This is a genomic window from Streptomyces sp. NPDC012637, from assembly GCF_042954805.1.
In the GTDB taxonomy this organism is placed as follows: Bacteria; Actinomycetota; Actinomycetes; order Streptomycetales; family Streptomycetaceae; genus Streptomyces.
Genome location: NZ_JBIBDS010000003.1, coordinates 364641 through 385363, shown reverse-complemented (window position 1 = coordinate 385363; position 20723 = coordinate 364641). Strand labels below are relative to the sequence as shown.

The window sequence follows — 20723 nt, the reverse complement described above, 5'->3', positions numbered from 1 at the left end:
CAGCGTGAGAAGGGGCCCCGGGCCGGCGTCACCGCCGGCCCGGGGCCCCTTGTCGTCGCCCGGCTCAGTCCCTGGTGCGGAAACGCCGGCGGTACTCGTGCATCAGGACCACGGCGCCTCCGATCGCGGCCAGCCCGCCGGCGGCGGTGGCGACGAACCCGAGGGCGCCACCGGAGCCGGTGGAGGCGAGTTCCGAGCCTTCGGGGGCGGCGGAGGGCGTGGCCGCGCCGGCGGTGGGGGGCGTGCTCGCCGGAGCACTGGCGCCGGGAGTTCCCGGGTCGGTCGTGGTTCCCGGTGCGGTCGGGGAAGCCGACCCGCTCGGGGACCCGCTCGGGGCGGAGCTCGCCGATTCGCCCGGGTCCGCCGTGGGCGACGGCGAGGTCTCGGCGGCCGTCCAGCCCGCCTTCGCCTCCGCGGCGACGGGAATCCGGTCGCCGCTCAGCAGGGCCAGCGCCTGGCTGTCCGCACTGACGAGCTTCCGGCCCCGCGCGGCGGGGACGTCGGCCGTCGCGGAGACGGTCGCGCCGCCCTCCCCCGCGTCGGCAGGGGCCTTCACGAACAGCGATTCGCCGTTCTTCGCGGGTCGGGTCAGCTTGCCGCTGTCGTCGGACAGCACGTCGCCCTGCCGGTCCGTCAGCGCCACGCCTGCCTTGACGGCCGCGGGGTCGAGGGAGACACCGACCTGGTCGCCGGTGGAGCTGATCCTGATCGGGCCGAGGAGTGAACCGGCCGTCCCCGTGACCGTGCCGGGGGCGAGGATCAGCGGCCGGGCCGGTTCCTCGACGTCCTCGGCGTGGGCCACGAGGTAGTCGGCGAGCTCGGCCGCGGCCGGGTCCCACGGGACCGCCTCGACGTGGTTGGAGAGGCGCCAGATGGCGGCCTGGGTGCCACCGGCCGCCGCGTTCTTGGAGAGCTTTACGCCGATCAGCCCGCCGAGCACGTCCTCGGAGGCGGCCGGGTACCCGTGCCGCAGGATCCAGTCGATCTTCGCGGCGTCCGGGTTCCCCTTCAGCGTGGGTACGCCGGACCGGTCGGCCTCCCGGTACGTGGCGCCGCGCTTCGTCTGGGCGCCGGAGTCCAGGCAGTACGCGTAGAGGACGCGGCCGTCGCTGGTCGTCACCTTGATCAGGCCGCCGGGTGCCCCGTCGTCCTTGCCCCCGGGCCGGGGAAACAGGTGCGCGATGTAGTCGCTCTCGAGGACCTCGTACGTCATGCCGACGATCCCCTCGGGTCCGGTGCCGCCGGCACCACCGTCCGCCGCGGTCGCCGTCCCGGTCGCCGCGGCGACCGCCCACAGCACTCCGCTCGCGAGCCCGACGATTGCCCCACGGGTTGCGTTCTTCCGCCCCACTCTTGCTCTTCTCCTGGATGGATCACCACGGACCCGAGAAAAGCTATGGGCGACCGGACGGAGACCAGGGCGGAAATCGGGGGCATTTCCTGCGGTTCACGGCTGCAGCTTCCTGCAGTCCTATGACCCCATAGCTCCGGCTTATGGGCAGCTATGGACTTAGGTCCCTGGGAAGCGGACCCGGTCTGTTGGACGATCACCGTCGTTTCGTACGGCTGACAGGGAATTCGGGATGGACACGGTGGAAGGCAACACACTCGCGCCCCTCGGGGTGAGCGCGAGCGAGGAAGCGGTCTACCGGATGACCTTGCGGTCACCAGGGGTCGGAATCGCCGCGATCGCCCACGGGTGCGGGATGAACGAGGAGAGCGCCCGGGCCGCGCTCGACAGGCTCCGGGACTTCGGCATGGTGGCCACGCCCGACCAGCGGACGTTCAGCGGCGCGGACCCGGTGTCCGTGGTCGACCGGCTGGCACGGATGCGGATCCACGGACTGCAGGGCGAGATCCGGCGCGTCGCCTCGTCGCGGCATCTGGTGGAGAGTCTGGCCGAGGACCGGCGCGCGGGGCAGTGGGGGCAGACCACCGAGCTGGAGCACATCGAAGGTCTCGACCAAGTGGTCTCGTACGTGGACGAGTTCTCGTTCTTCGCCCGCGAGGAGCGACTGACCACGCACCCGGGACCGGTCCTCACCGCCGCGTTCGACGCGGTCAGGAGAACCGACCTGAAGTACCTGCAACGGGGTCTGCGGATGCGGACCATCGTGCACACCCGTGCGCTCGGCTCCCCGGGCGTCGGTCACTTCGTCTCCGAGCTGTCGGAGCGGGGGGCCCGGGTCCGGGGCACGGCCGGACCGCTCGAACGGATGGTGATCTTCGACCGGCGGACCGCCCTGGTGGCGACCGACCCGACGGACATCACGCGCGGCGCCCTGGTCGTCCGTCAACCCGGCCTGGTGTCCTGCCTGCTGGCTCTCTTCGAACACCGCTGGTCCCGATCGTGCGCGCTCGCGGACGACCTGCCGAGCGCCACCGAGCGCCGCGTCCTTCGCGCCATGGCGCGGGTGGACAAGGACGACGCGGGCGCGCGCGAGCTCGGCATGTCCGTCCGGACCTACCGGGGCCACGTCGCCGCACTCATGCGCCGCCTGGGGGCACCGAACCGCTTCCGGGCCGCGCTGGCGGCCCGCGAGCGGAACTGGCTCTGAGCCGGGCCGCCCGCCCCCGCTCGTGTCCCGCGAGTGACGGAAACATGACGAGCTGACGAATTCACGCCCCTACCTCCGAGTAGACGTGTCACCCTCCGCGACTGATCGATAGCGTGTCGTCGTCGCTGCCGCCACACCCGGAGCACAGGGCTCCGCTGGGACTAGTTGGCGCGATGAGGATTTTCGAACGTGACTCAGGCGGCCTACGCCCCTGCAGAGACGCTCCGACTCCAGCCGTACACCGATCACTGCCGCGTCATCGCCGACGAGGGCGCGCACGTGGTCATCGGCGTCTCACCGGGGAACAGCTATTTCACCGCCCAGCGACTGCGCGAGTTGACGCGCTGGGGTCTGGACCACTTCGACCAGGTCGATCTCGTCTACACCGATCTGCATGTCGCGGACATGTACGAGGCGTTGGGGTACGGGGTCGACGAGGCGCGGCGGAAGGCCGTGAAGAACCTGCGGGGGGTGCGGGCGAAGGTCGGGGCGGCCGTCGAGGAGGCCGACCCGACGGGAGTGCGGGTGCGGGCCCGCGGGATGTCGGAGTTCGGGGACGTCCCCGCGTACCGGGAGCTGCACCGGCAGGTCGTGGCCGCGGTCGACGGGGATCCGGTGGTGCGGGCGACCTGTGACGCGCTCACCGGGATCTTCCTCGCCGGCAAGCTGGCGCCGGGGCAGGAGACGAGCGAGCGGCAGCGGGAGGTGTGCCGGGCGTACATCTGCGCCGAGGTGCCGCTGTTCCTGGACACGCCCGCGATCCTCGGGGTGCCGTCCTCGCTCAACTGCTACCACCAGGCCCTGCCGTTGGCCGACCTGCTGTACGGGCGGGGGCCCGGGCTGCGGGCCTCGCGCAACCAGGGCCACGGCATCCTCACACCTGCCGAGACCGCCGAGACCGTCGATGCCGAAGGAGATGCGCGATGAGCGTCGCCGTCGAGACCCTGCCCGCTTTCCCCTTCGACTGGGACGGCACCCGGCTGCCCGCCGAGGTCGAGGCGCTGCGCGCCGAGCCGGTGCGGAAGGTACGGACGATCGCCGGTGCGGACGCCTGGCTGGTGTCCTCGTACGAGCTGTGCCGGCAGGTCCTGGAGGACCCGCGGTTCAGCCTGAAGGACACCTCGGCGCCGGGGGCGCCGCGGCAGTACGCGCTGACGATTCCGCCGCACGTGGTGAACAACATGGGCAACATCACCGGTGCCGGGCTGCGCAAGGCGGTGATGAGGGCGATCAACCCGAAGGCGCCGGGCCTCGAGGAGTGGCTGCGGGCGCGGGCCGGGGCCCTGGTGGACGCGCTGGTCGCGGACGGGGCGCCCGGGGAGCTGCGCGGCGCCTTCGCCGACCCGTACTCGTCGGGGCTGCACTGCCGGATGCTGGGCATCCCGGAGGAGGACGGGCCGCGGCTGCTGCGCAGCCTGGACGTCGCCTTCATGAACGCGCCGCGCGAGGTCGAGGCGGCGCGGCTCAACTGGGACCGGGACATCGCGTACATGACCGGGCGGCTCGACGACCCGGCGACCGGCGGGCTGATGGCGGAGCTCGCGGCGCTGCGCGACGACCCCGAGTACGCCCATCTGACCGACGAGATGCTGGCGACGGTCGGTGTGACGCTGTTCGGGGCCGGGGTGATCTCCACCGCCGGGTTCCTGACGATGGCCCTGGTGTCGGTGCTGACCCGGCCGGACGTGCGGGAGGCGCTCGCCGGGGGCCGCGGGGTCGCCGGGGCGATGGACGAACTGCTGCGGGTCAACCTGTCGATCGGCGACGGGCTGCCGAGGCTCGCCATGGAGGACGTACGGCTCGGCGAGGTCGACGTACGGGCCGGTGAGCTGGTGCTCGTGCTCGTGGAGGCGGCGAACCACGATCCGGCGCACTTCCCCGACCCGCTGGCCTTCCGGCCGGACCGGGAGAACGCCTCCGAGCACCTGTCCTTCGGTGGTGGCCGGCACTACTGCCCGGCGACGGCGCTCGGCAAGCGGCATGCCGAGATCGCCCTGGAGACGGTGCTCGAACGGCTGCCGGGGCTGCGGCTCGCGGTCCCGGTCGAACAGCTCGTGTGGCGCACCAACTTCATGAAGCGGCTGCCCGAGCGGCTGCCCGTGGCCTGGTAGCCGCCGCATCCGGGAACGGTGCTGCCCGGCCCGGCCCCTCGGGGCGGGCCGGGCAGCACCCTCGGGGTCAGCGGCCGTAGCGGATCAGGGCACGGACCATGTGGCAGGTGGTGTCGGACGGCGGGTGGATGCCGAGCTGGGCGGCGGTCGTCCGTATCCTCGCGTTCGTCGCGCGCGAGGGCAGGTAGACGCCCGCGTCGAGCAGGGCGATGGCGAGGCGCATGGCCTTCAGCCGCCGGTTGTGCGTGACGTACCACTCGCGGGGGCGGCCCGCGGGCAGCGGCTTCTTCTGGAGCGGCTTCCAGGGTTCGAGGGACGGTGTCCGGATCATGGCGACAGCCATGGGCGACCTCCTGGCGAACGGTGGGCGGGGGCCCTCCCCGGGACCCTCGCCTTCACCCCCGATTTTAGTGGCCACCACTGACAATCGTCCCTGGCCAGACCGGCTTTGGCGGTTCCTTTGGCGGTACGTTGGGAGCATGGAGATCTGGATCAATCCCGCCTGTTCCAAGTGCCGCAGCGCACTGACGCTGCTGGACGCCGAAGGCGCCGACTACACCGTGCGCCGCTACCTGGAGGACGTGCCGTCACCGGACGAGATCCGGGAGGTGCTGAAGCGGCTCGGCCTCGAGCCGTGGGACATCACGCGGACACAGGAGGCGGCGGCGAAGGAGCTGGGCGTCAAGGACTGGCCGCGGGACGGGGCGAACCGCGAGCGGTGGATCGAGGCACTCGCCGCGCACCCGAAGCTGATCCAGCGTCCGATCATCACCGCCGAGGACGGCACGGCCGTGGTCGCGCGCACCGAGGACGCGGTGCGGGACGCCCTGTCCCGCTGACCTCAGCCGACGAGATGGCGGGCGATCCGGGCATGGGTGCCCGGCGGGGCCGCCACCGGCAGCGTGAAGTGGGTGGCGTCGGGCAGGACCGCCGTCTCCACGCCCGGGACGGCGGCCCGGGCCCGGCGTTCCACGGCGTACGGGTCGTGCGCGCGGGAGCGTCCGGCGAGCAGGACCAGGGCCGGCGGCTCCAGCGTGCCGAGCCGCTGACGGCCGGGCCGGGGCCCGTTCACGGGGCGGACGCCGGGGAAGGCCGCCGCGAGGCCGTGGAGCCGGCGCCAGTCGGGGTCGAGCGCCGTGCCCCGGGTCTCCCAGTCGAGGAGCGCGGTGCCGCGCGCCGGGGTGGGGCGCAGCAGCACCGGCAGGGCGCGGAGCAGGAAGCGCGGTGCGAATCCGGTGAAGCAGTTCGTGGGATCGAGGAGCACGAGCCGGCCGGTCCGCCGGGGCGCGGCGAGCGCGTACTGGAGGGCGATCCACGCGCCGTAGGAGTGGCCGGCGAGTCCGACCGTGCGGGTCTCCGGTATGCCGAGGGCGTCGAGCAGCGCGTCGAGCCAGCCGACGAGGTCCTCGGCGGTGCGCAGCGGGCGCCGGGGGTCGGGAACGCTGCGGCCGGCCTCGCCCACCAGGTCCACGGCGTGGACGCGGTGCGTGCCGCCGAGCGCGGCGGCCGTGCCGTACCAGCCGGTGGCGGTGGCGCCGCCGCCCGGCAGGAGCAGGACGGGCGGGGCGTCGGCGGGTCCGTGGCCGATGACGTGGGTCAGGCCGTACGGGGTGGGCACGGTGGCGGTGGTGGTGCCGGGCGGCCATTTCGCCAGGACGGCGTCGTAGGCGAGGTCGAAGGGCGCGACGGCTTCGAGCGGCCGGCGGGGTTCGAGCGGGGAGCGTGCCTCGAGGGGTGTGTGTGATGCGGACGGTCTGCGTGATGCGAACGGCCGGGAAGGTCGGAGTGGTTCGCGGGACATGACGCGGATCCTCTCGCTCGGCGATAATCTCGCTGAGCGAGATAATAGGACGGAAGACGGGACACAGGACACCTCCATGACCCAGACCGAGTCGGAAGAGCTGAGGATCTTCCACCTGCTGCGTGCGGTCACCGTCGAGTTCGGCCTGCGCCAGGCCGAGTTCGCCGCCGCCAACGCCATGCACCCGACCGATGTGCGCGCCCTGATCTGCCTGCTCGACGCCGAGCGGGCGGGCACCGACGTCACACCCGGCCTGCTGGGCGCCCGGCTCGGCCTCAACTCCGCCGGCACCACCTCCGTCATCGACCGCCTCGAACGGCTCGGTCACCTCGCCCGGGTGCGGGACGAGCGCGACCGGCGCCGGGTGCTGCTGAAGGTCGAGGACGGGGCGAAGGAGCTGGGCCGGGCCTGGTTCGGACCGCTGATCGAGGGCACCGTGGGCCTGCTCGGTGACTTCGACGCGCGCGAGACCGAGGCCGTACGCCGGTTCCTCGGCGGCGTGCGGGACGTCATGGCCGGGCTGCCCGCTCCTCCCCCGCCGGCGTCGCGGCCGACGTGACCGACGATTCCGCCTCGGCCAGGATCTCGGTGAGCCGTGCCCCGAAGCGGACGTCGCAGGAGTGCGGCTCGCCGGTCCGCATCGCCTTCAGGAGCGCGTCCACGGCCGCCCCGAAAGCGCCGAGCGCGCCGTCCCAGCCCGGCATGGTGACCCGCCCCCGCTCCCCGTACAGCGAGAGCGCCGCCTCCGACGCCCCGGGCGGGGCGCTCAGGGTGAGCGTCGCCGTGCTGCTCGCGCCCGAGGCGTGGCGCAGCACCAGGTGGCGGGTGTCCGCCGGGCCGGCGACGCAGGTCACGGAGGTGACGTCGCCGAGGACCGGCAGGTAGACGGACAGCACGTGCGGCCCGACGTCCCACAGGCCGCCCTTCTCGCGCCGCCAGGGCGAGGCCGCGTACGCGCTGTCGGAGCCGGGGGCGAAGAGGGAACCCAGCCAGTGCGCCTCGCCGAGGAACCAGCCGCCCGCCGCGGCCTGTTCCTCGATCCAGCGGGCGGTGGGCTCGGCGAAGCGCAGGGTGCAGAAGACCACGGACGCCACCCCGGCCGCCGTCACGGCGTCGGCCAGCGCCCGGGCCGACGCCACCGAGGTCGCCACCGGCTTGTCGAGGATCACATGGCACCCGGCCGCCGCGGCCCTGGCCGCCAGCGGGGCCTGGACGTCCGGCGGCAGGGCGAGCGCGACGGCGTCGCTCGCCGCGAACAGGGCGTCCGCGTCCTCGTACGCCCGCGTCCCGCACGCGGCCGCCACCGCCGCGGCGGCCTCCGGGCGTCTGCCCCACACCCCGCTGAACTCCACGCCCGGATGCGCCGCGAGCGCGGGCGCGTGGGTGCGCTCGGCCCACGGGCCGGTGCCCAGGAGTCCGATGCGCGGCAGGCCGCCGGTGCGGACCGGATTGGCGGTGCGGGGCGTCGTGCCCGGGAGGTTCGTCATGGGCACCAGTCTGCCGGGCCGTGCCGTCGGGCGGCCCCGGGATTCCGCCGACCCGGCCGGAGCGTGCGCCCGGGCCCCGAGCGCACGCTGCGGCTCCGGACCCGTCGCCGCCGTCGTCGGCCTCGGGCCCGCCTGGGCCCCAGGCCTCCCCCTCCGTCGCCGTCGGGCCCCGCAGCCGATATCCGGTGGAACTCCGCCCCTCCCCCGGTGTTAACGTGCCGTCGCCGGCCGCGGGACTCCGGTGCGACTTCCGGGACCTGCCTCTGAAGCAACGTATTCGCTGTTCGCGCCCCCATTCCCCGGCCGGCACCCCACGCGCAAGGAGCCACGATGTCCGACTTGCTCGCCGCCGAGGACGTCCTGCTCTTCGTCAACGCGGCCGTCACCGCCACCGGGCAGCGCGAGTTCCGCGCCACCGCCGAGGAGCAGCGGCTCTCGCTCGACTTCCTGCACGAATACGTGCGCGTCAACTACCGGCCGCTGTACGCCGCCGCCCTCGCGCTCGACATCAACGACCACAACGCGGCCATGATCGTCGAGCAGCTGCTGCGCAGTTCCCGCGACGCAGGCCCGGTGGAGGTCCGGCGGGAGGGCCGGCTGATCGCCGCGCGGCTCGCGAAGCTGCCGCCGCAGCGCGTCTACCGGCTGTTCCGCGCGCTGCGCGCGGCCGGAGTCAACAACCGCCGCACCCGGGCGATCATGCGCGACTGGCTGGCGGCCCGCCCCGACCTCGCGTACGACGCCGTGAAGTACCGGTCCGGGCTCAGGTCGGCCGCCCGCCACGCCCACCTGCCGCTCGAGGGGAACGGGGGCGAGACCGGCGACTTCCTCTTCGCGCCGCGCCGCCGCACCCGCTACGCACAGCCCGTCCTGGAGGCGTTCCGCCGGGCGCGCCACGAGCAGGGGGCGCTGTACGAGCTGCCGTTCACCGTCGCCGAGGGCTTCGCCGCCCGGCACGGGATCGCGCGTGAGGTGTTCCTGGAGCGGATGGCGCCGCGCATGACGCGCCTGGAGCGGCTGCGCGCGCGTCCGGCCGCGAGCGATCTCTCCACGATGCCGCTGACCCGGCTCGCGCTGTACGTGCTGTCCCTCCCCTTCGCGGAGAGGCGGGAGCGGCGTTCCGAGCTGACCGGCGCCCTGCGGGCTGCCGCGCGGCGGGTGGCCGGACCCCACGCGGGGACCTGGGGACGGGTGGCGGCGGTGCTCGACGACAGCTGGTCCTCGTCCGGCTCGGCGGTGAAGCGGCGCCGACCGCTGGCCGTCGCCCTCGGCTGCCACTTCCTCCTGGAGGCGCTGGCCGCGCCCGGCGCCTACACGGCGCACTGGACCTCGGGCGCACGCGATCCGCTGCTCGTACGGCCGTGGGGAGCGACGCCGCTCGGCGCGCGGATCCTGGACGCCCTGGAGGACGCTCCCGAGCGGCTGGTGCTCGTCTCCGACGGCTGGGACAACGCGCCGCCCGGGCTCGCGGGCGAGGTCCTGCGGGTGTGGCGGGCCCGGCTCGATCCGGAGCACGGGACGCACGTGATCCATGTGAACCCCGTATACGACGCCGACGTCTTCGACGTGCGCCGGCTCGCGCCCGCCGTCCCCACGGCGGGCATCCGGGACGCGGAGGACCTTCCCGCCCTCGTCGAGATCGCCCGCTTCGCGGAGGGCCGCGAGGGCCTGCCCGCACTGCGGGCCTATCTGGACCGCCGTGTGGAGCTGTTCCTGGACGGCACGGGGAACGAGGAGGGGCGGCCGGCATGACGCGGATCGATCTGAGCGGGCTCGCCGTACGGCCCTCGCAGGTGTGGGGCGGCGTGCGGCTGGTGCCGCTCGTGCGGGAGGAGCCGGTGGAGGGGCTCCGGCTGCGGCGCGAGGTGTACGCGCGCTCGTGGGGGCCCGACACGGTCGACGTCGGTGACGGCACCGCGTACACCTCGTACGTCCCGCACGGTTTCGTCGCCGACTGGAGCGGGGACGGGAGCGGGGCGCAGGGCGCCGCCTACGGGACGCGGCTCGGGGACGAGCCGCCCGTCGCCGTACCCGTGCGCCGGCTCGCCCGTCGGCGGCAGGGCGAGCACCGGCTGCGGTTCCTGCCGGTCCACCTGGCGGTCGAGGGCTATCTCGCGCTGCACTTCGGCGGTCCTTCCGTGGTGTGGGACGAGTGGTCCAGGGAGGCGGTGCGCCGCGGCCTCCCGCCGCGCGCGGAGGCGGCGTACGCGGGTTGGCAGGTGCCCGGGCTGGCGGAGGCGCTGCGGGTCTTCGAGATCCACCCGGGGCAGTGCGGGGTGATGCTGTACGTCGCAGACGCGCTCGCCGCGGCCTTCGTCGTGCCGCACCCGGACGACTACCGGCTGCTGCACGCCACGCTGGTGGAGGACCTCTTCGGGGAGCTGGTCCACCAGTACGCGCACTACGGTGCGCCGGTCGGCGACTTCACCGCGTCCCTCGGCGACGGCGGGGGTGTCCGTTCGCTCGCCGATCTGCGCCGGGCCGCCGTGCGGGAGGAGCGGGCGTGGGCCGATGCGCACGACGGGCTGATGGCGCGGGACCTGCTGGAGACCCCGTACGCCTTCGAGCGCGTCCACACGATGGGCGGCTTCGGGCTGTACCGCTTCCTGCCGCCGTTCCTGCGCTCCGGTCAGGAGCAGCACATCGGGGAGCTGATCAGCGACCACCGGGGCCGGACGGCCTATCTGAAGACGTTCCGGCTGTCGGAGAAGCAGATCCGGCGCGGGCACCTGCTGCGCCGGCTCGCCGACTGCGACTGGCACCTGGGGCGTACGGCGGAGGCCCTCGGCACCTCGTACGCCGAGGTGGTGGCGCGGATCGAGCGGGCCGGGTTCGGCGCGCTCCTGAACTCCCGCGTCCGCTCGGCTTCGTTCGAGCAGGGGGTGTCCCCGGCGTCGTCGCACGGCGGGGGCGCGATACGGAGGAAGGCTGAGTAACACGGGGTTCACAAACGGGCAACCGACGGGAAATCCCGTGTTGCAAAGCTGCGCTCGGACGCAGACACGCCGCCACCGCAGCTCTCGCAACGTCGCGAGCGGCCGCCGAGGACCCGCAGCACGCCAAAGGATGAGGCCCCGTGACCTTCAAGGCTGAGTACATCTGGATCGACGGCACCGAGCCGACCGCCAAGCTCCGCTCCAAGACGAAGATCATCCCCGGTGACGGTCTTCCGCTGGAGGAGCTGCCGATCTGGGGCTTCGACGGTTCCAGCACGAACCAGGCCAAGGGTCACGCCTCGGACCGCGTCCTCAAGCCGGTCTTCTCCTGCCCGGACCCGATCCGCGGCGGCAACGACGTCCTGGTACTGTGCGAGGTCCTCAACACGGACATGACGCCGCACGAGACCAACACGCGCGCCGCGCTGGCCGAGGTGTACGCGAAGTACGCCGCCCAGGAGCCGATCTTCGGCATCGAGCAGGAGTACACCTTCTTCGACGGCGAGCGCCCGCTCGGCTTCCCCGTCGGTGGCTTCCCGGCCCCGCAGGGCGGCTACTACTGCGGCGTCGGCGCCGACGAGATCTTCGGCCGTCCGATCGTCGAGGCCCACCTGGAGAACTGCCTCAAGGCGGGTCTGGGCATCTCCGGCATCAACGCCGAGGTCATGCCGGGCCAGTGGGAGTTCCAGGTCGGCCCGCTCGCGCCGCTGGACGTCGCCGACCAGCTGTGGGTGGCCCGCTGGCTGCTCTACCGCACGGCCGAGGACTTCAACGTCTCCGCGACCCTGGACCCGAAGCCGGTGAAGGGCGACTGGAACGGCGCGGGCGCGCACACCAACTTCTCCACCAAGGCGATGCGCGAGGGCTACGACGCGATCATCACCGCGTGCGAGTCGCTGGGCGAGGGCTCGAAGCCGCTCGACCACGTCAAGAACTACGGCGCCGGCATCGACGACCGCCTGACCGGTCTGCACGAGACCGCCCCGTGGGACAAGTACTCCTACGGCGTCTCCGACCGCGGCGCCTCGGTCCGCATCCCGTGGCAGGTCGAGCAGGACCGCAAGGGCTACATCGAGGACCGCCGCCCGAACGCGAACGTCGACCCGTACACGGTGACCCGCCTCCTGGTGGACACCTGCTGCGAGGCCCTGCAGAAGGCCGGCCAGGTCTGATCCGCGCACGTCGTACGAGGGGTGCCCGCCGCGTTCCGCGGCGGGCACCCCTCGTCCCGTTGCCGGAGACCCCGGCCCGGGACGCGGCCGTGCGGGCCGCGGGGGTACGGGGTCGCGGACGCCGACCGGCGTGAGCGGTCGGCCTGTCGCACCGCCTTGCGACCCATCATGTGACGCGCATGTGACGCACCGGGGGTGCTCAGAAGCATTCCCTGCTGGTTTAATAGGGATATGGCCAGCTTCCAGAACGACAGCACGACGGGTCGCCGTGACCTCGAGCCGTTCTGGCCTTCCCGGCAGCACCATGACTTCGACCGCTGCTGTCGGCGCGTGAGGAACGCGTCGGCCCTCTAAAGCCCGATCGGAACCGATTCCGGTCCCCGGCCTTCGGCCGACGCGCAAGACGTACGACGTGCACCGTCCGTTCGCAACTCGCGCGAAAGAGCTGAGACTTCCATGGCCCACACCCAGGCTGCCGCCCCCCTGACCGCCGTCCGCCCCCGTCTGCGGGCCGTCGCGCCCGACGAGGTCGCCGGGCTCGCCCAGGTCGCCGACTTCCTGCCGCCCGGCGCCACGCTCCTGCCCGCACCGCAGCACTCCGTACCGGCGCTGCCGGGCCGGCCTCCGATGGTCGGGTACCTCGTCCTGCTGCCGGCCGACCAGCAGCCGCCGGCCCCGCCCCTCGTCGAGGAGGGGCCGGTGGTCATCGACAGCGTGCAGCGGATCGCCCGCGTCGACGGGCGGGCGCTCGACCTGACGTATCTGGAGTTCGAGCTGCTCGCCCACCTCGTCGCCCGCCCGCACCGGGTGCACACCCGGGACCAGTTGGTCACGACGGTGTGGGGATACGGGCACGTGGGCGACGGCCGGACCGTCGACGTCCACGTGGCCCGGCTGCGCCGCAAGCTGGGCGCCGAGCACCGCCGCACGATCCAGACCGTGCGGCGGGTCGGCTACAAGTACACGCCCTGATCAGGCGGTTCGCTTCGACCTCGCCCGCGCGGCGAGCCCCAGGGCGAGGTCGACGGCGAGGAAGGCCACCAGGCTGAGGCCGAGGAGCGGGACGAACCAGCCCACCAGTGCCGTCGCCGCGAGCAGCGGCAGCAGCACCGTCGGCGGCACGCGCCGCCAGGCCCCGCGGGCGACCGGCCGGCGGGCCGGGCGGCGCAGCCACCACATGCGGTAGCCCCAGACGACCAGCATCACCAGGGCGAGCGCGAGGGCGGCGAGGGCCAGCTGGTTGAACAGGCCGAGGAACAGGCCCATGTGGGCGTCGATGCCGACGCGGGTGAGCTTCGCGAGCAGCGGGTACTCGGCGAAGCGGAGCTCGTCGAGGACGGCGCCGTCGGCCGGGTTCACCGCCACCGAGTCCAGCTGGACCGGGAACTGCTTGTCGGTCTCCTTCACCACGTATCCGCTGCCCTCGGCGGGCAGCACGACGGAGATCGACGGGCTGTCGATGCCGGCCGCGCGGGCCGCCGCGACGGCCTCGTCGATCCCGATGTCCGCGCTCCGGCCCGCGTCGCCGGACGGCGGTGCCGGGTGGTGGCCGGCGCCGTGGCCGGCGTGTTCGCCGCCGCTCGCGTCGCCGCCCGGGGTGACGGCCGCCGAGAGCTTCGGGGTCGCGCCGCCGAGCCGGTCCTGGACGCTGCCGATGTTCTCGCCCGCGTACCGCGACCAGGTCAGGCCGGTGGCGGACAGCGCCACGAGCCCGGCCACCGCCCACAGGCCGACGGTGCCGTGCCAGGAGAGCGTGCGGCGGCGGGACTTGGGGCCGCGCTCCGGCAGGAACAGGGCACGGCGGTTCTTCCGGCGGCGTCCCAGCCACAGGGCCAGGCCGCCGAGCGCGACCACCCACAGCCAGCTGGCGGCCAGTTCGCTGTAGTTGCGGCCGAGTTCGCCCAGGTGCAGGTCGACGTGGAGCCCGGATATCCAGGTGCGCAGCGGAAGCGCGCCCGAGCTGCCGTAGCTGGGCAGCTGTCCGCGCACGTCGGCGGTGTACGGGTCGACGAAGACGGCCGTGGAGGTGCCCTCCGGGGCCTCCGGGTCGGCCATGAGGACCCGGGTGGTGGCGCCGGGCTCGGCTCCGGGCCACACGGCGGTGACGGTGCCGTCCGGGTTGGCGGCGCGGGCCGCCTCGACCTGACGCGCGAGCGGCAGGGCGCCGGCACCGCCGTCCGGAACCGGGACTTCCAGCTCCTGGGCGTAGATCACCTTCTCGGCCGGGACGGCGAGCGCGTAGAGCAGTCCGCTGACGGCGGCGAGAAGGAGGAACGGGGCGATGAGGACGCCCGCGTAGAAGTGCATGCGGAGCACGAGCGGGCGCAGGGCCGCCCAGCCGCGCGGTGCCCTGCCGGGGGCGGCGGTCCCGGTGGTCGCGGCGGTGGTCGTGTCGGCAGTCGTACCGGTGGCCTTTTCGGTGGCCGTGTCGGTTGCCGTGTCGGTGGCGGGCGTCCCGGACGTGTCCGGGCGCGCGAGATCGTCGATGGTCATGACGGTCCTCGGAGTGGTGACCCGGCCTCGGACGGCGGCGAACGCCGCCGTCTGCCGGATCGTGTGTCGACAGGGGAAAGCGACCCCCGGTCGGTCACGTCAGTGAGGTGCTCCGAGGGCCGTGGCGCGGAAGGCGAACGGCGGGCGGGGCGGGCCGCGTCGGGAGACCGCGCGCGCGAGGACCACGCCGTGGAGCGGGCGGGCGTGGCGGCGCGGCCGTACGGGACGGCGCCGGGCCGGGAGCGCGGGCACGAGGATCCGCACCGCGGCGAGCAGCAGCCGCAGGGGCGCCCACGCGCGGGCGCCGACGGTACGGGCCAGGGCGAACAGCGCGGCCTCGCCGCGCGCCAGCCAGAGCCCGCAGGCCAGGGCCGCGAGCAGGTGCGCGGCGAGCATCCCGGTGCCGGATCCGGCACCGGCGCCCGCGGCACCGTCCACGACGTGCGCCACGTGACCCGACTGGGTGGCGGCGTGCGCCGCGTGAGCAGCGTGGGCCGCGTGCGTCAGGTACGGGTCGGCGAGGACCTCCGCCGGCAGCTCCGGTCCGGGCGACCCGCCGTGCTCCCCCGCCCCGAAGACGAGGTGCAGCGTGCCCTGGACGGCCGACAGTCCGGTCGCGACGGCGACGGGACCGCGCCGCCGCCCGGCGGCGGCCCAGGCGAGGCCGGCCGTCACGGCGAAGGCGGTGAGGAGCGAGGTCAGCGGGATGGCATGGGCGGACATGGACGAATGCCCCACCGCCGCCAAAGTGACGCACACCGCCGCGAAGAGTGCGGCCCGGAGGGCGCGCAGGGGCGACCGGGTGTGCGTCATGGTGCACCCATGCTGTCACCCCGCTCCCGCGCGCGGCGCACCGCCTCCCGCCGGAGGCGGGCGGGCCGGGCGCCCGTCGCACGCGGGGACGCCTTCCGCCCCCATCGGCTACGGTTCACAGGAAGAGTGCGAATGGTCCTGTTCGCACGGTTCCGTCCCGCTTCATGCCACTTCGGAGGAGTCGACGCATGCCCGCCCTTCCCGCCGCCACCGTCGCCAACCTCCGTGATCTCGGCACGCTTCCGCTCGGCGCGGGGCGCAGTGTCCGTGAGGGGCTGGTGTTCCGGGCCGGGCAGCTGGACCGGCTGGACCCGGAGGACTCCGTGGTGGCCGGACTCGGGATCCGGACGGTCGTGGACTTCCGGACCGACGCCGAGCGGGCCGAGCGGCCCGACCGGGTGCCGGCGGGCGGGCGGCTGGTGGTCGCCGACGTGCTCGCCGACTTCCTGGCGACCAGCGGACTGCCGCCGGCCGCCCGCCTCAAGACGCTCCTGTCGGACCCGGCGCTCGCCGAGGAGCACCTCGGCGGCGGACGGGCACAGGCGGCGTTCGCCCGGACGTACCGGGCCTTCGTGAACACCGACTCCGCCCGGGCCTCCTACCGTGCCTTCCTCACCGAGCTGGGCGATCCCTACGCCGGGCCGCTGCTCTTCCACTGCACCGCCGGGAAGGACCGCACCGGCTGGGCCGCGACCGTCGTCCTGTCGCTGCTCGGCGCGGACGAGAAGACCGTGATGACGGAGTACCTCTCGGTCAACCCGGGGGTACGGCAGGCCTTCGCGCCGCTCATCGAGGGGTTCACGGCCCAGGGCGGCGACCCCGAGCTGGCGCTCGCGCTCATCGGGGTCGTACCGGAGTACCTGGAGGCGGCCCTGGACGAGGTCGCGGTGCGGCACGGGTCGATGGAGAAGTACGTGCGGGAGGGGCTCGGCGTGCCGGACGAGGTCACCGACATCATCCGCGAACGGCTCACGGTCCACGCGGCCTGATCCGGACCACCCGCACCACCCGGATCACCGGACTCCCTGCCCCCGGACCACCGGACTCCTGCCCCGGACCACTGGACTCCTGCCCCGTCCGGCGCAATGGGCGCCTGCCCGCACGGCGCACCGACGCACGCCCGCCCATATGCCCGTCCGCGCCCCCGGCTGGCCCGTCCGGGGGGCGCCTTCCGGGGTGACCATCGCAAGATTCGCTCGTTCTGCTGAACGTGAGCACCCAGGAACTCGCCTCCTCCGCCTCCCTCCCCTCCCCCGGTCCGGTCGACGTCGAGCAGGCCGAGGCCGCGCTCGTCGAGCACTATCCGCGGCTGGTCCGGATCGCCTATCTGGTGCTTCCGCCCTCGCTCGGGCGCAACCGCCGGGTGCTGACCGCGCACGCGCTGGTGCAGCGTTCGCTGCCGCGCCGCCGCACGGCCGGCGCCGTCGCGGTGCCCGGGGCCCGCCGGGCGGACGAGGACGCGGTCGATCCGGGCTACGCCTACGTACGGGGCGAGGTGCTGCGGCAGGCGCTGGTCGCCGGTCTTCCGCTGCGCCGCCGCGCGCTGCCCCGGCGGGCGCAGTTCCCGCCGCTGCTGCCGCAGGTGTGGGGGCTCCGGGTGTTCCCGCGGGCCGGCGGTGCCGACGAACTCGCCCTGGACCAGCGGCTCTCCGCGCTCTCCGGGCCGGCGCGCGCGGCGTACGTGCTGCGCGGCCTGGAACGGCAGGGCGACCCTGAGGTGCTGCGGGTGCTCGCGGCGGCCGGGGTCGAGGACCCCCAGGCCGCGCTCGGGGAGGCGGACGAGGTCGAGGGGCCGGGCGGGGCGGCGCTCCTGGAGTCGGCGGAGTTCGACCCGTGCTCGCTCCAGGCCCGGCCGACGGACCTGATGCGGCGGCGCCAGCACGGCAGGGCGGCGCTGGCGGCAGCGGCGGCGGTCGTGGTGTGCGGGGCGCTGCTCGGGCTGCCGGGCGACGGATGGGGCAGAAACGGTGCTGCGGCGCCTTCGTACGCCCGTAACCCGGCGGCGGAGGCGGCGCTCGACCCGGCGGGCCTGAAGCGGGTCGGCGCGGCCGACTGGCGGACCTCGGCGCGGACGGACTTCTCGGTGTGGCCCGCCAGGGGCGGGCTCACCGGCGACTCGGCGCTGCTGCGCCGGGCGCTCGCCGTGTGGGCGCGGCCGGGCCCGGCCGTACGGACGTCCGCGACGCCCGGGACGCCGCCGGGACCGCCGATGGGTTCGCCGCACCTGCTGTTCGCGAGCGAGGTCGACGCGGCGCGCGTGGTGCTGTTCTTCGACGGGCTGCGGGTGGTGCGGTACGCCGAGCCGGCCGGCGGCACGGGTGGCGCGGCGCTCGACTTCGCCCGTACGGACGGGGCGGACGCGGTGGGCTCGGCGGCGCTCGTGGTGTCGCGCGCCGGGGGCAACGTCCGCTATCTGACGGCGCCCTGGGTACGCGAGGCGGCCGTACGGGACCTGCTGCTGCCGGAGAAGGCCGCGCGGGTCCTGACGCGTGACGGGTACGGGGTGACCGAGCCGATCCCGAGCCCTGCGACGGCACCGGGCTGTACGCGCTGGAGCGCGCTCCAGGTGCGGGACGGGACGGGGCCGCGGGTCCTCACCGACCTGGGCGAGCTGGCCCCGGCCCGGCTGACCTCGGGCCCGCCCGGACGGCCCGCGGACCTGGCGGGCGCGGCGGCGCTCGAGGAGTGGGCGCGGGTGGCGTGCCGGCTGTCGGCGGTGCGCTCGCACGGGGTGCGGTCGGTGAACTCCTGGGCGTACGCGGCGCAGCCGCTGCCGGAGGGCGCTGGGCGCGCGGAGTGGACGTGCGCGCGGGCGGAGACGTGGCGGGGCACGGGCAGCCGGGCGCTGGCGCTGTTCCGCGTCGCGGGCGCGGCAGGTGTGGCCGGCGGGCCGGCCCCGGCGGACACGGCGGCGCTCGCCGCCCGCTCGGAGGGCTCCCCGGCCTGCGGGCCGCGCGATCCGCGGGTCCTCGCGGGAGTGGTGTGGCAGGCGAAGAGCGGGCAGTGGTACGTACTGGCCGCCGGGTCGCCGGACTTCGCGTCGCTGACGCTGTCGGGCGGGGTGAAGGGCAGGGCCGAGGGGCGCCTGCTCGCGGTGAAGGCGGCGCAGGGCAGTCGGGCGGATCTCGTGGGCACGCTGGCGGACGGGAGGCGGACGGGCGCGTTGCGCTGAGCGGCCGCGGATCGGCGGCGACGTCCGTACGGCGGCGGGCAGGTGCAGGTGCGGTCCGTGCCCGCCAGGTCTCCGTCCCGTGTGCCCGGCCGTCCCGCCCCGCGGGTCGAACGCCCCACGGAGGCCCGAAAAAGTCCGTGCGCGGAGTCTGGTCGGGGCGCTTACCGCTCAGTACATTGACGGCATGTCTAATACGCAGCCCGTGCCGGTGGCGTCGGAGCACATCGAGCTCAAGGCCCGCAAGGTCTCCTTCGACTGGGAGCGGACCCCGCTCCACTGGGTGCCCGGCGACCCGTTCACCACCCACACCATCAATGTGCTGCACCTGCTGCTCCCGGCCGGCGAACGCTGGTTCGTGCACGTCTACAAGCAGGTCCTGCCGTACATCACGGACGAGCGGCTGCGTGCGGACGTCATCGGGTTCATCGGGCAGGAGGCCGTGCACTCGCAGGCGCACGACGACGTGCTGCCGCACCTCAAGAAGCTCGGGCTCGATCCCACGCCGTACACCGCGCAGGTCGACTGGTTCTTCGAGAAGCTGCTCGGCGACCGGACCCTGCCGCCCGGGCGGCCGCGGCGCTGGTGGCTGATGGAGCGGGTCGCGCTGATCGCCGCCATCGAGCACTACACCGCCTTCCTCGGCAACTGGGTGCTCAACGCCGAGGAGCTGGACCGGGTCGGGGCCGACCCGGTGATGCTGGACCTGCTGCGCTGGCACGGCGCCGAGGAGGTCGAGCACCGCTCCGTCGCCTTCGAGCTGTTCCTGCACCTGGACGGCGGCTACCGGCGGCGCGCCCGCACCTGGGCCGCGGCGTTCTCCGCGCTCGTTTTCCTCTGGCAGCGCGGGGTCCGCTTCTTCATGGAGAACGACCCGACGGTCCTCGACGCCCGGCCGAGCGTGGGCCAGTTCGTGCGCAAGGGCCGCGAGGGCGTGCTGCCGTCCACGCCCGACATGCTGCGCTCCATCCCCCGCTACCTGAGCCGGAGTTACCACCCGAGCCAGGAGGGCTGCACCGCCCAGGCCGCCGCCTACCTCGCGAGCTCCCCCGGCGCCAACGGAGGCCGGATCCGATGACCCGCATCCCCACCCGTACGCGCACCCTCCGTACCGTCGTCCTCGTCGCCGGGGCCGCGCTCCTCGCCAAGCGGGCGATGCGGCGCCGGATCGACGCGTCGCCGCTGTGGCCGATGCCCGCGCTCGACGAGCCGGTGTCGGGCCGCGGGCGGCACTCCACCGTCGCCCGCCGCGTGCTCGTCGCCGCGCGCACCGAGCCCGCCGAGGGCGTGGTCCAGCTCCGGCTGGAGGGCACCGGGCTGCCCGACTGGCAGCCCGGTGCGCACATCGACCTCGTCCTGCCCTCGGGGACCGTACGGCAGTACTCGCTCTGCGGCGACCCGGCCGAGCGCGACGCGTACACCGTCGCGACGCGGCTCATCGGGGCCGGGCAGGGCGGCCGCGGCGGCTCGCGCGAGGTGCACGAGCAGCTGCACGTGGGCACGGAGCTGGAGATCCGCGGGCCGCGCAACCGCTTCCCCCTCGCGTCCGCGCCCTCGTACGTGTTCGTCGCCGGCGGCATCGGCATCACGCCGATCCTGCCGATGGTGCGGGCGGCGGAGGCGGCCGGGGCGGACTGGCGACTGCTCTACTGCGGCCGCAGCCGCGCCACCATGCCGTACCTCGACGAGCTCGGGAAGCTCGGGACGGAGGCCGGGAAGCCGGGGCGGGCCGAACGGGTCACGGTCGTCGCCGAGGACGAGGACGGGCGGCCCGACCTCTCCTTCCTGGCCGGGCTCCCGGAGGCGACGGAGGTCCACTGCTGCGGGCCCGAGGGCCTGATGGACGCGGTGGGCGCCGCGATGCCCGAAGGCCGGACGGCGCGGTTCGAGCGCTTCTCCGCGGCGCGTACCGAGGGCGGCACGGCCTTCGAGGTCGAACTGCGCCGCACCGGACGCACGTTGACGGTGCCGGCCGACCGGTCGGTGCTGTCCGCGGTGCGCGAGGCGGTGCCGGGCGTCCTCTACTCCTGTCAGCAGGGTTTCTGCGGCACCTGCCGACAGCGGGTCCTGGAGGGCGAGGTCGACCACCGCGACGAGCTGCTCACCGACGCCGAGCGGACGGACTCCATGCTGATCTGCGTCTCGCGCTGCGCCGGCGAACGGCTCGTCCTCGACCTGTGACG

At 74.3% G+C, this 20723-nt stretch carries 19 protein-coding genes; 13 read left to right on the top strand and 6 right to left on the bottom strand.

What is annotated here, in order from left to right:
• Nucleotides 1–64: 64 nt before the first annotated feature.
• Nucleotides 65–1351 carry a Cys-Gln thioester bond-forming surface protein gene (locus ACFY8W_RS14795; RefSeq protein ID WP_391104732.1) on the bottom strand — a complete coding sequence of 429 codons (1287 nt, stop codon included), beginning with the start codon at nt 1349–1351 and terminating at the stop codon, nt 65–67.
• Nucleotides 1352–1583: 232 nt separating this feature from the next.
• On the opposite strand from ACFY8W_RS14795, the gene ACFY8W_RS14790 reads away from it, so the two are divergent.
• From ACFY8W_RS14790 to ACFY8W_RS14780, 3 genes are all read left to right on the top strand, one after another.
• Nucleotides 1584–2558 carry a helix-turn-helix transcriptional regulator gene (locus ACFY8W_RS14790; protein WP_391104730.1) on the top strand — a complete coding sequence of 325 codons (975 nt, stop codon included), beginning with the start codon at nt 1584–1586 and terminating at the stop codon, nt 2556–2558.
• Nucleotides 2559–2747: 189 nt separating this feature from the next.
• Complete coding sequence (locus tag ACFY8W_RS14785; protein ID WP_391104728.1) at nt 2748–3485, top strand: tRNA-dependent cyclodipeptide synthase; 738 nt, start codon at nt 2748–2750, stop codon at nt 3483–3485.
• Complete coding sequence (locus ACFY8W_RS14780) at nt 3482–4669, top strand: cytochrome P450 (protein WP_391104726.1); 1188 nt, start codon at nt 3482–3484, stop codon at nt 4667–4669. Before ACFY8W_RS14785 ends, ACFY8W_RS14780 begins: the two co-directional genes overlap by 4 nt.
• Before the next feature lie 67 nt (nt 4670–4736).
• Here ACFY8W_RS14780 and ACFY8W_RS14775 read toward each other — a convergent pair whose 3' ends face one another.
• A complete protein-coding gene (locus tag ACFY8W_RS14775; RefSeq protein ID WP_384423373.1) occupies nt 4737–5012 on the bottom strand; it encodes a hypothetical protein in 276 nt (91 codons plus the stop codon).
• A 136-nt stretch (nt 5013–5148) separates the two neighbouring features.
• Here ACFY8W_RS14775 and ACFY8W_RS14770 point away from each other — a divergent pair, with 136 nt between their 5' ends.
• Nucleotides 5149–5508, top strand: a complete 360-nt coding sequence (locus ACFY8W_RS14770) for an ArsC/Spx/MgsR family protein (protein WP_391104724.1) — start codon at nt 5149–5151, stop codon at nt 5506–5508.
• Nucleotides 5509–5510: 2 nt separating this feature from the next.
• Here ACFY8W_RS14770 and ACFY8W_RS14765 read toward each other — a convergent pair whose 3' ends face one another.
• Nucleotides 5511–6470: an alpha/beta fold hydrolase gene (locus ACFY8W_RS14765; RefSeq protein WP_391104722.1), complete on the bottom strand. Its 960-nt coding sequence runs from the start codon at nt 6468–6470 to the stop codon at nt 5511–5513.
• A gap of 76 nt (nt 6471–6546) precedes the next feature.
• On the opposite strand from ACFY8W_RS14765, the gene ACFY8W_RS14760 reads away from it, so the two are divergent.
• The gene (locus tag ACFY8W_RS14760) at nt 6547–7029 is read left to right on the top strand and encodes a MarR family transcriptional regulator (protein ID WP_391104721.1); all 483 of its coding nucleotides are present in this window, start codon (nt 6547–6549) and stop codon (nt 7027–7029) included.
• Here ACFY8W_RS14760 and ACFY8W_RS14755 read toward each other — a convergent pair.
• The gene (locus ACFY8W_RS14755) at nt 6980–7957 is read right to left on the bottom strand and encodes a Gfo/Idh/MocA family oxidoreductase (RefSeq protein WP_391104719.1); all 978 of its coding nucleotides are present in this window, start codon (nt 7955–7957) and stop codon (nt 6980–6982) included. The two genes, ACFY8W_RS14760 and ACFY8W_RS14755, sit on opposite strands and share 50 nt — an antisense overlap.
• A 330-nt stretch (nt 7958–8287) precedes the next feature.
• Here ACFY8W_RS14755 and ACFY8W_RS14750 point away from each other — a divergent pair, with 330 nt between their 5' ends.
• From ACFY8W_RS14750 to ACFY8W_RS14735, 4 genes are all read left to right on the top strand, one after another.
• Nucleotides 8288–9709 carry a hypothetical protein gene (locus ACFY8W_RS14750; RefSeq protein WP_391104717.1) on the top strand — a complete coding sequence of 474 codons (1422 nt, stop codon included), beginning with the start codon at nt 8288–8290 and terminating at the stop codon, nt 9707–9709.
• Nucleotides 9706–10893, top strand: a complete 1188-nt coding sequence (locus tag ACFY8W_RS14745; protein ID WP_391104715.1) for a hypothetical protein — start codon at nt 9706–9708, stop codon at nt 10891–10893. The genes ACFY8W_RS14750 and ACFY8W_RS14745 overlap by 4 nt, the downstream gene beginning before the upstream one ends.
• A gap of 140 nt (nt 10894–11033) precedes the next feature.
• Entirely contained in the window at nt 11034–12065 is a 1032-nt protein-coding gene (gene glnII / locus ACFY8W_RS14740) for a glutamine synthetase (protein WP_391104712.1), read from the top strand.
• A 456-nt stretch (nt 12066–12521) separates the two neighbouring features.
• Nucleotides 12522–13037 (top strand): winged helix-turn-helix domain-containing protein, encoded by a 516-nt coding sequence (locus ACFY8W_RS14735; protein WP_391104710.1) that lies wholly within the window; start codon nt 12522–12524, stop codon nt 13035–13037.
• Here ACFY8W_RS14735 and ACFY8W_RS14730 read toward each other — a convergent pair whose 3' ends face one another.
• Both ACFY8W_RS14730 and ACFY8W_RS14725 read right to left on the bottom strand, forming a co-directional pair.
• Complete coding sequence (locus ACFY8W_RS14730; RefSeq protein ID WP_391104707.1) at nt 13038–14558, bottom strand: PepSY domain-containing protein; 1521 nt, start codon at nt 14556–14558, stop codon at nt 13038–13040.
• Nucleotides 14559–14657: 99 nt separating this feature from the next.
• Nucleotides 14658–15281, bottom strand: a complete 624-nt coding sequence (locus ACFY8W_RS14725; RefSeq protein WP_391104704.1) for a hypothetical protein — start codon at nt 15279–15281, stop codon at nt 14658–14660.
• 278 nt (nt 15282–15559) lie between these two features.
• On the opposite strand from ACFY8W_RS14725, the gene ACFY8W_RS14720 reads away from it, so the two are divergent.
• From ACFY8W_RS14720 to ACFY8W_RS14705, 4 genes are all read left to right on the top strand, one after another.
• Complete coding sequence (locus ACFY8W_RS14720) at nt 15560–16360, top strand: tyrosine-protein phosphatase (protein WP_391104702.1); 801 nt, start codon at nt 15560–15562, stop codon at nt 16358–16360.
• A 221-nt stretch (nt 16361–16581) separates the two neighbouring features.
• Nucleotides 16582–18543 carry a hypothetical protein gene (locus tag ACFY8W_RS14715; RefSeq protein ID WP_391104700.1) on the top strand — a complete coding sequence of 654 codons (1962 nt, stop codon included), beginning with the start codon at nt 16582–16584 and terminating at the stop codon, nt 18541–18543.
• A 184-nt stretch (nt 18544–18727) separates the two neighbouring features.
• A complete protein-coding gene (locus tag ACFY8W_RS14710) occupies nt 18728–19618 on the top strand; it encodes a metal-dependent hydrolase (protein ID WP_391104697.1) in 891 nt (296 codons plus the stop codon).
• The gene (locus ACFY8W_RS14705; RefSeq protein ID WP_391104695.1) at nt 19615–20721 is read left to right on the top strand and encodes a 2Fe-2S iron-sulfur cluster-binding protein; all 1107 of its coding nucleotides are present in this window, start codon (nt 19615–19617) and stop codon (nt 20719–20721) included. The genes ACFY8W_RS14710 and ACFY8W_RS14705 overlap by 4 nt, the downstream gene beginning before the upstream one ends.
• Nucleotides 20722–20723: the final 2 nt, after the last annotated feature.

Excerpts from the sequence above, each read along its gene's own strand:
- ACFY8W_RS14790 (WP_391104730.1), top strand. The coding sequence starts at position 1,584 with ATGGACACGGTGGAAGGCAACACACTCGCGCCCCTCGGGGTGAGCGCG.
- ACFY8W_RS14780 (WP_391104726.1), top strand. The coding sequence starts at position 3,482 with ATGAGCGTCGCCGTCGAGACCCTGCCCGCTTTCCCCTTCGACTGGGAC.
- ACFY8W_RS14775 (WP_384423373.1), bottom strand. The coding sequence starts at position 5,012 with ATGGCTGTCGCCATGATCCGGACACCGTCCCTCGAACCCTGGAAGCCG.
- ACFY8W_RS14770 (WP_391104724.1), top strand. The coding sequence starts at position 5,149 with ATGGAGATCTGGATCAATCCCGCCTGTTCCAAGTGCCGCAGCGCACTG.
- ACFY8W_RS14765 (WP_391104722.1), bottom strand. The coding sequence starts at position 6,470 with ATGTCCCGCGAACCACTCCGACCTTCCCGGCCGTTCGCATCACGCAGA.
- ACFY8W_RS14760 (WP_391104721.1), top strand. The coding sequence starts at position 6,547 with ATGACCCAGACCGAGTCGGAAGAGCTGAGGATCTTCCACCTGCTGCGT.
- ACFY8W_RS14755 (WP_391104719.1), bottom strand. The coding sequence starts at position 7,957 with ATGACGAACCTCCCGGGCACGACGCCCCGCACCGCCAATCCGGTCCGC.
- ACFY8W_RS14750 (WP_391104717.1), top strand. The coding sequence starts at position 8,288 with ATGTCCGACTTGCTCGCCGCCGAGGACGTCCTGCTCTTCGTCAACGCG.
- ACFY8W_RS14745 (WP_391104715.1), top strand. The coding sequence starts at position 9,706 with ATGACGCGGATCGATCTGAGCGGGCTCGCCGTACGGCCCTCGCAGGTG.
- ACFY8W_RS14735 (WP_391104710.1), top strand. The coding sequence starts at position 12,522 with ATGGCCCACACCCAGGCTGCCGCCCCCCTGACCGCCGTCCGCCCCCGT.
- ACFY8W_RS14730 (WP_391104707.1), bottom strand. The coding sequence starts at position 14,558 with ATGACCATCGACGATCTCGCGCGCCCGGACACGTCCGGGACGCCCGCC.
- ACFY8W_RS14725 (WP_391104704.1), bottom strand. The coding sequence starts at position 15,281 with ATGTCCGCCCATGCCATCCCGCTGACCTCGCTCCTCACCGCCTTCGCC.
- ACFY8W_RS14720 (WP_391104702.1), top strand. The coding sequence starts at position 15,560 with ATGCCCGCCCTTCCCGCCGCCACCGTCGCCAACCTCCGTGATCTCGGC.
- ACFY8W_RS14710 (WP_391104697.1), top strand. The coding sequence starts at position 18,728 with ATGTCTAATACGCAGCCCGTGCCGGTGGCGTCGGAGCACATCGAGCTC.
- ACFY8W_RS14705 (WP_391104695.1), top strand. The coding sequence starts at position 19,615 with ATGACCCGCATCCCCACCCGTACGCGCACCCTCCGTACCGTCGTCCTC.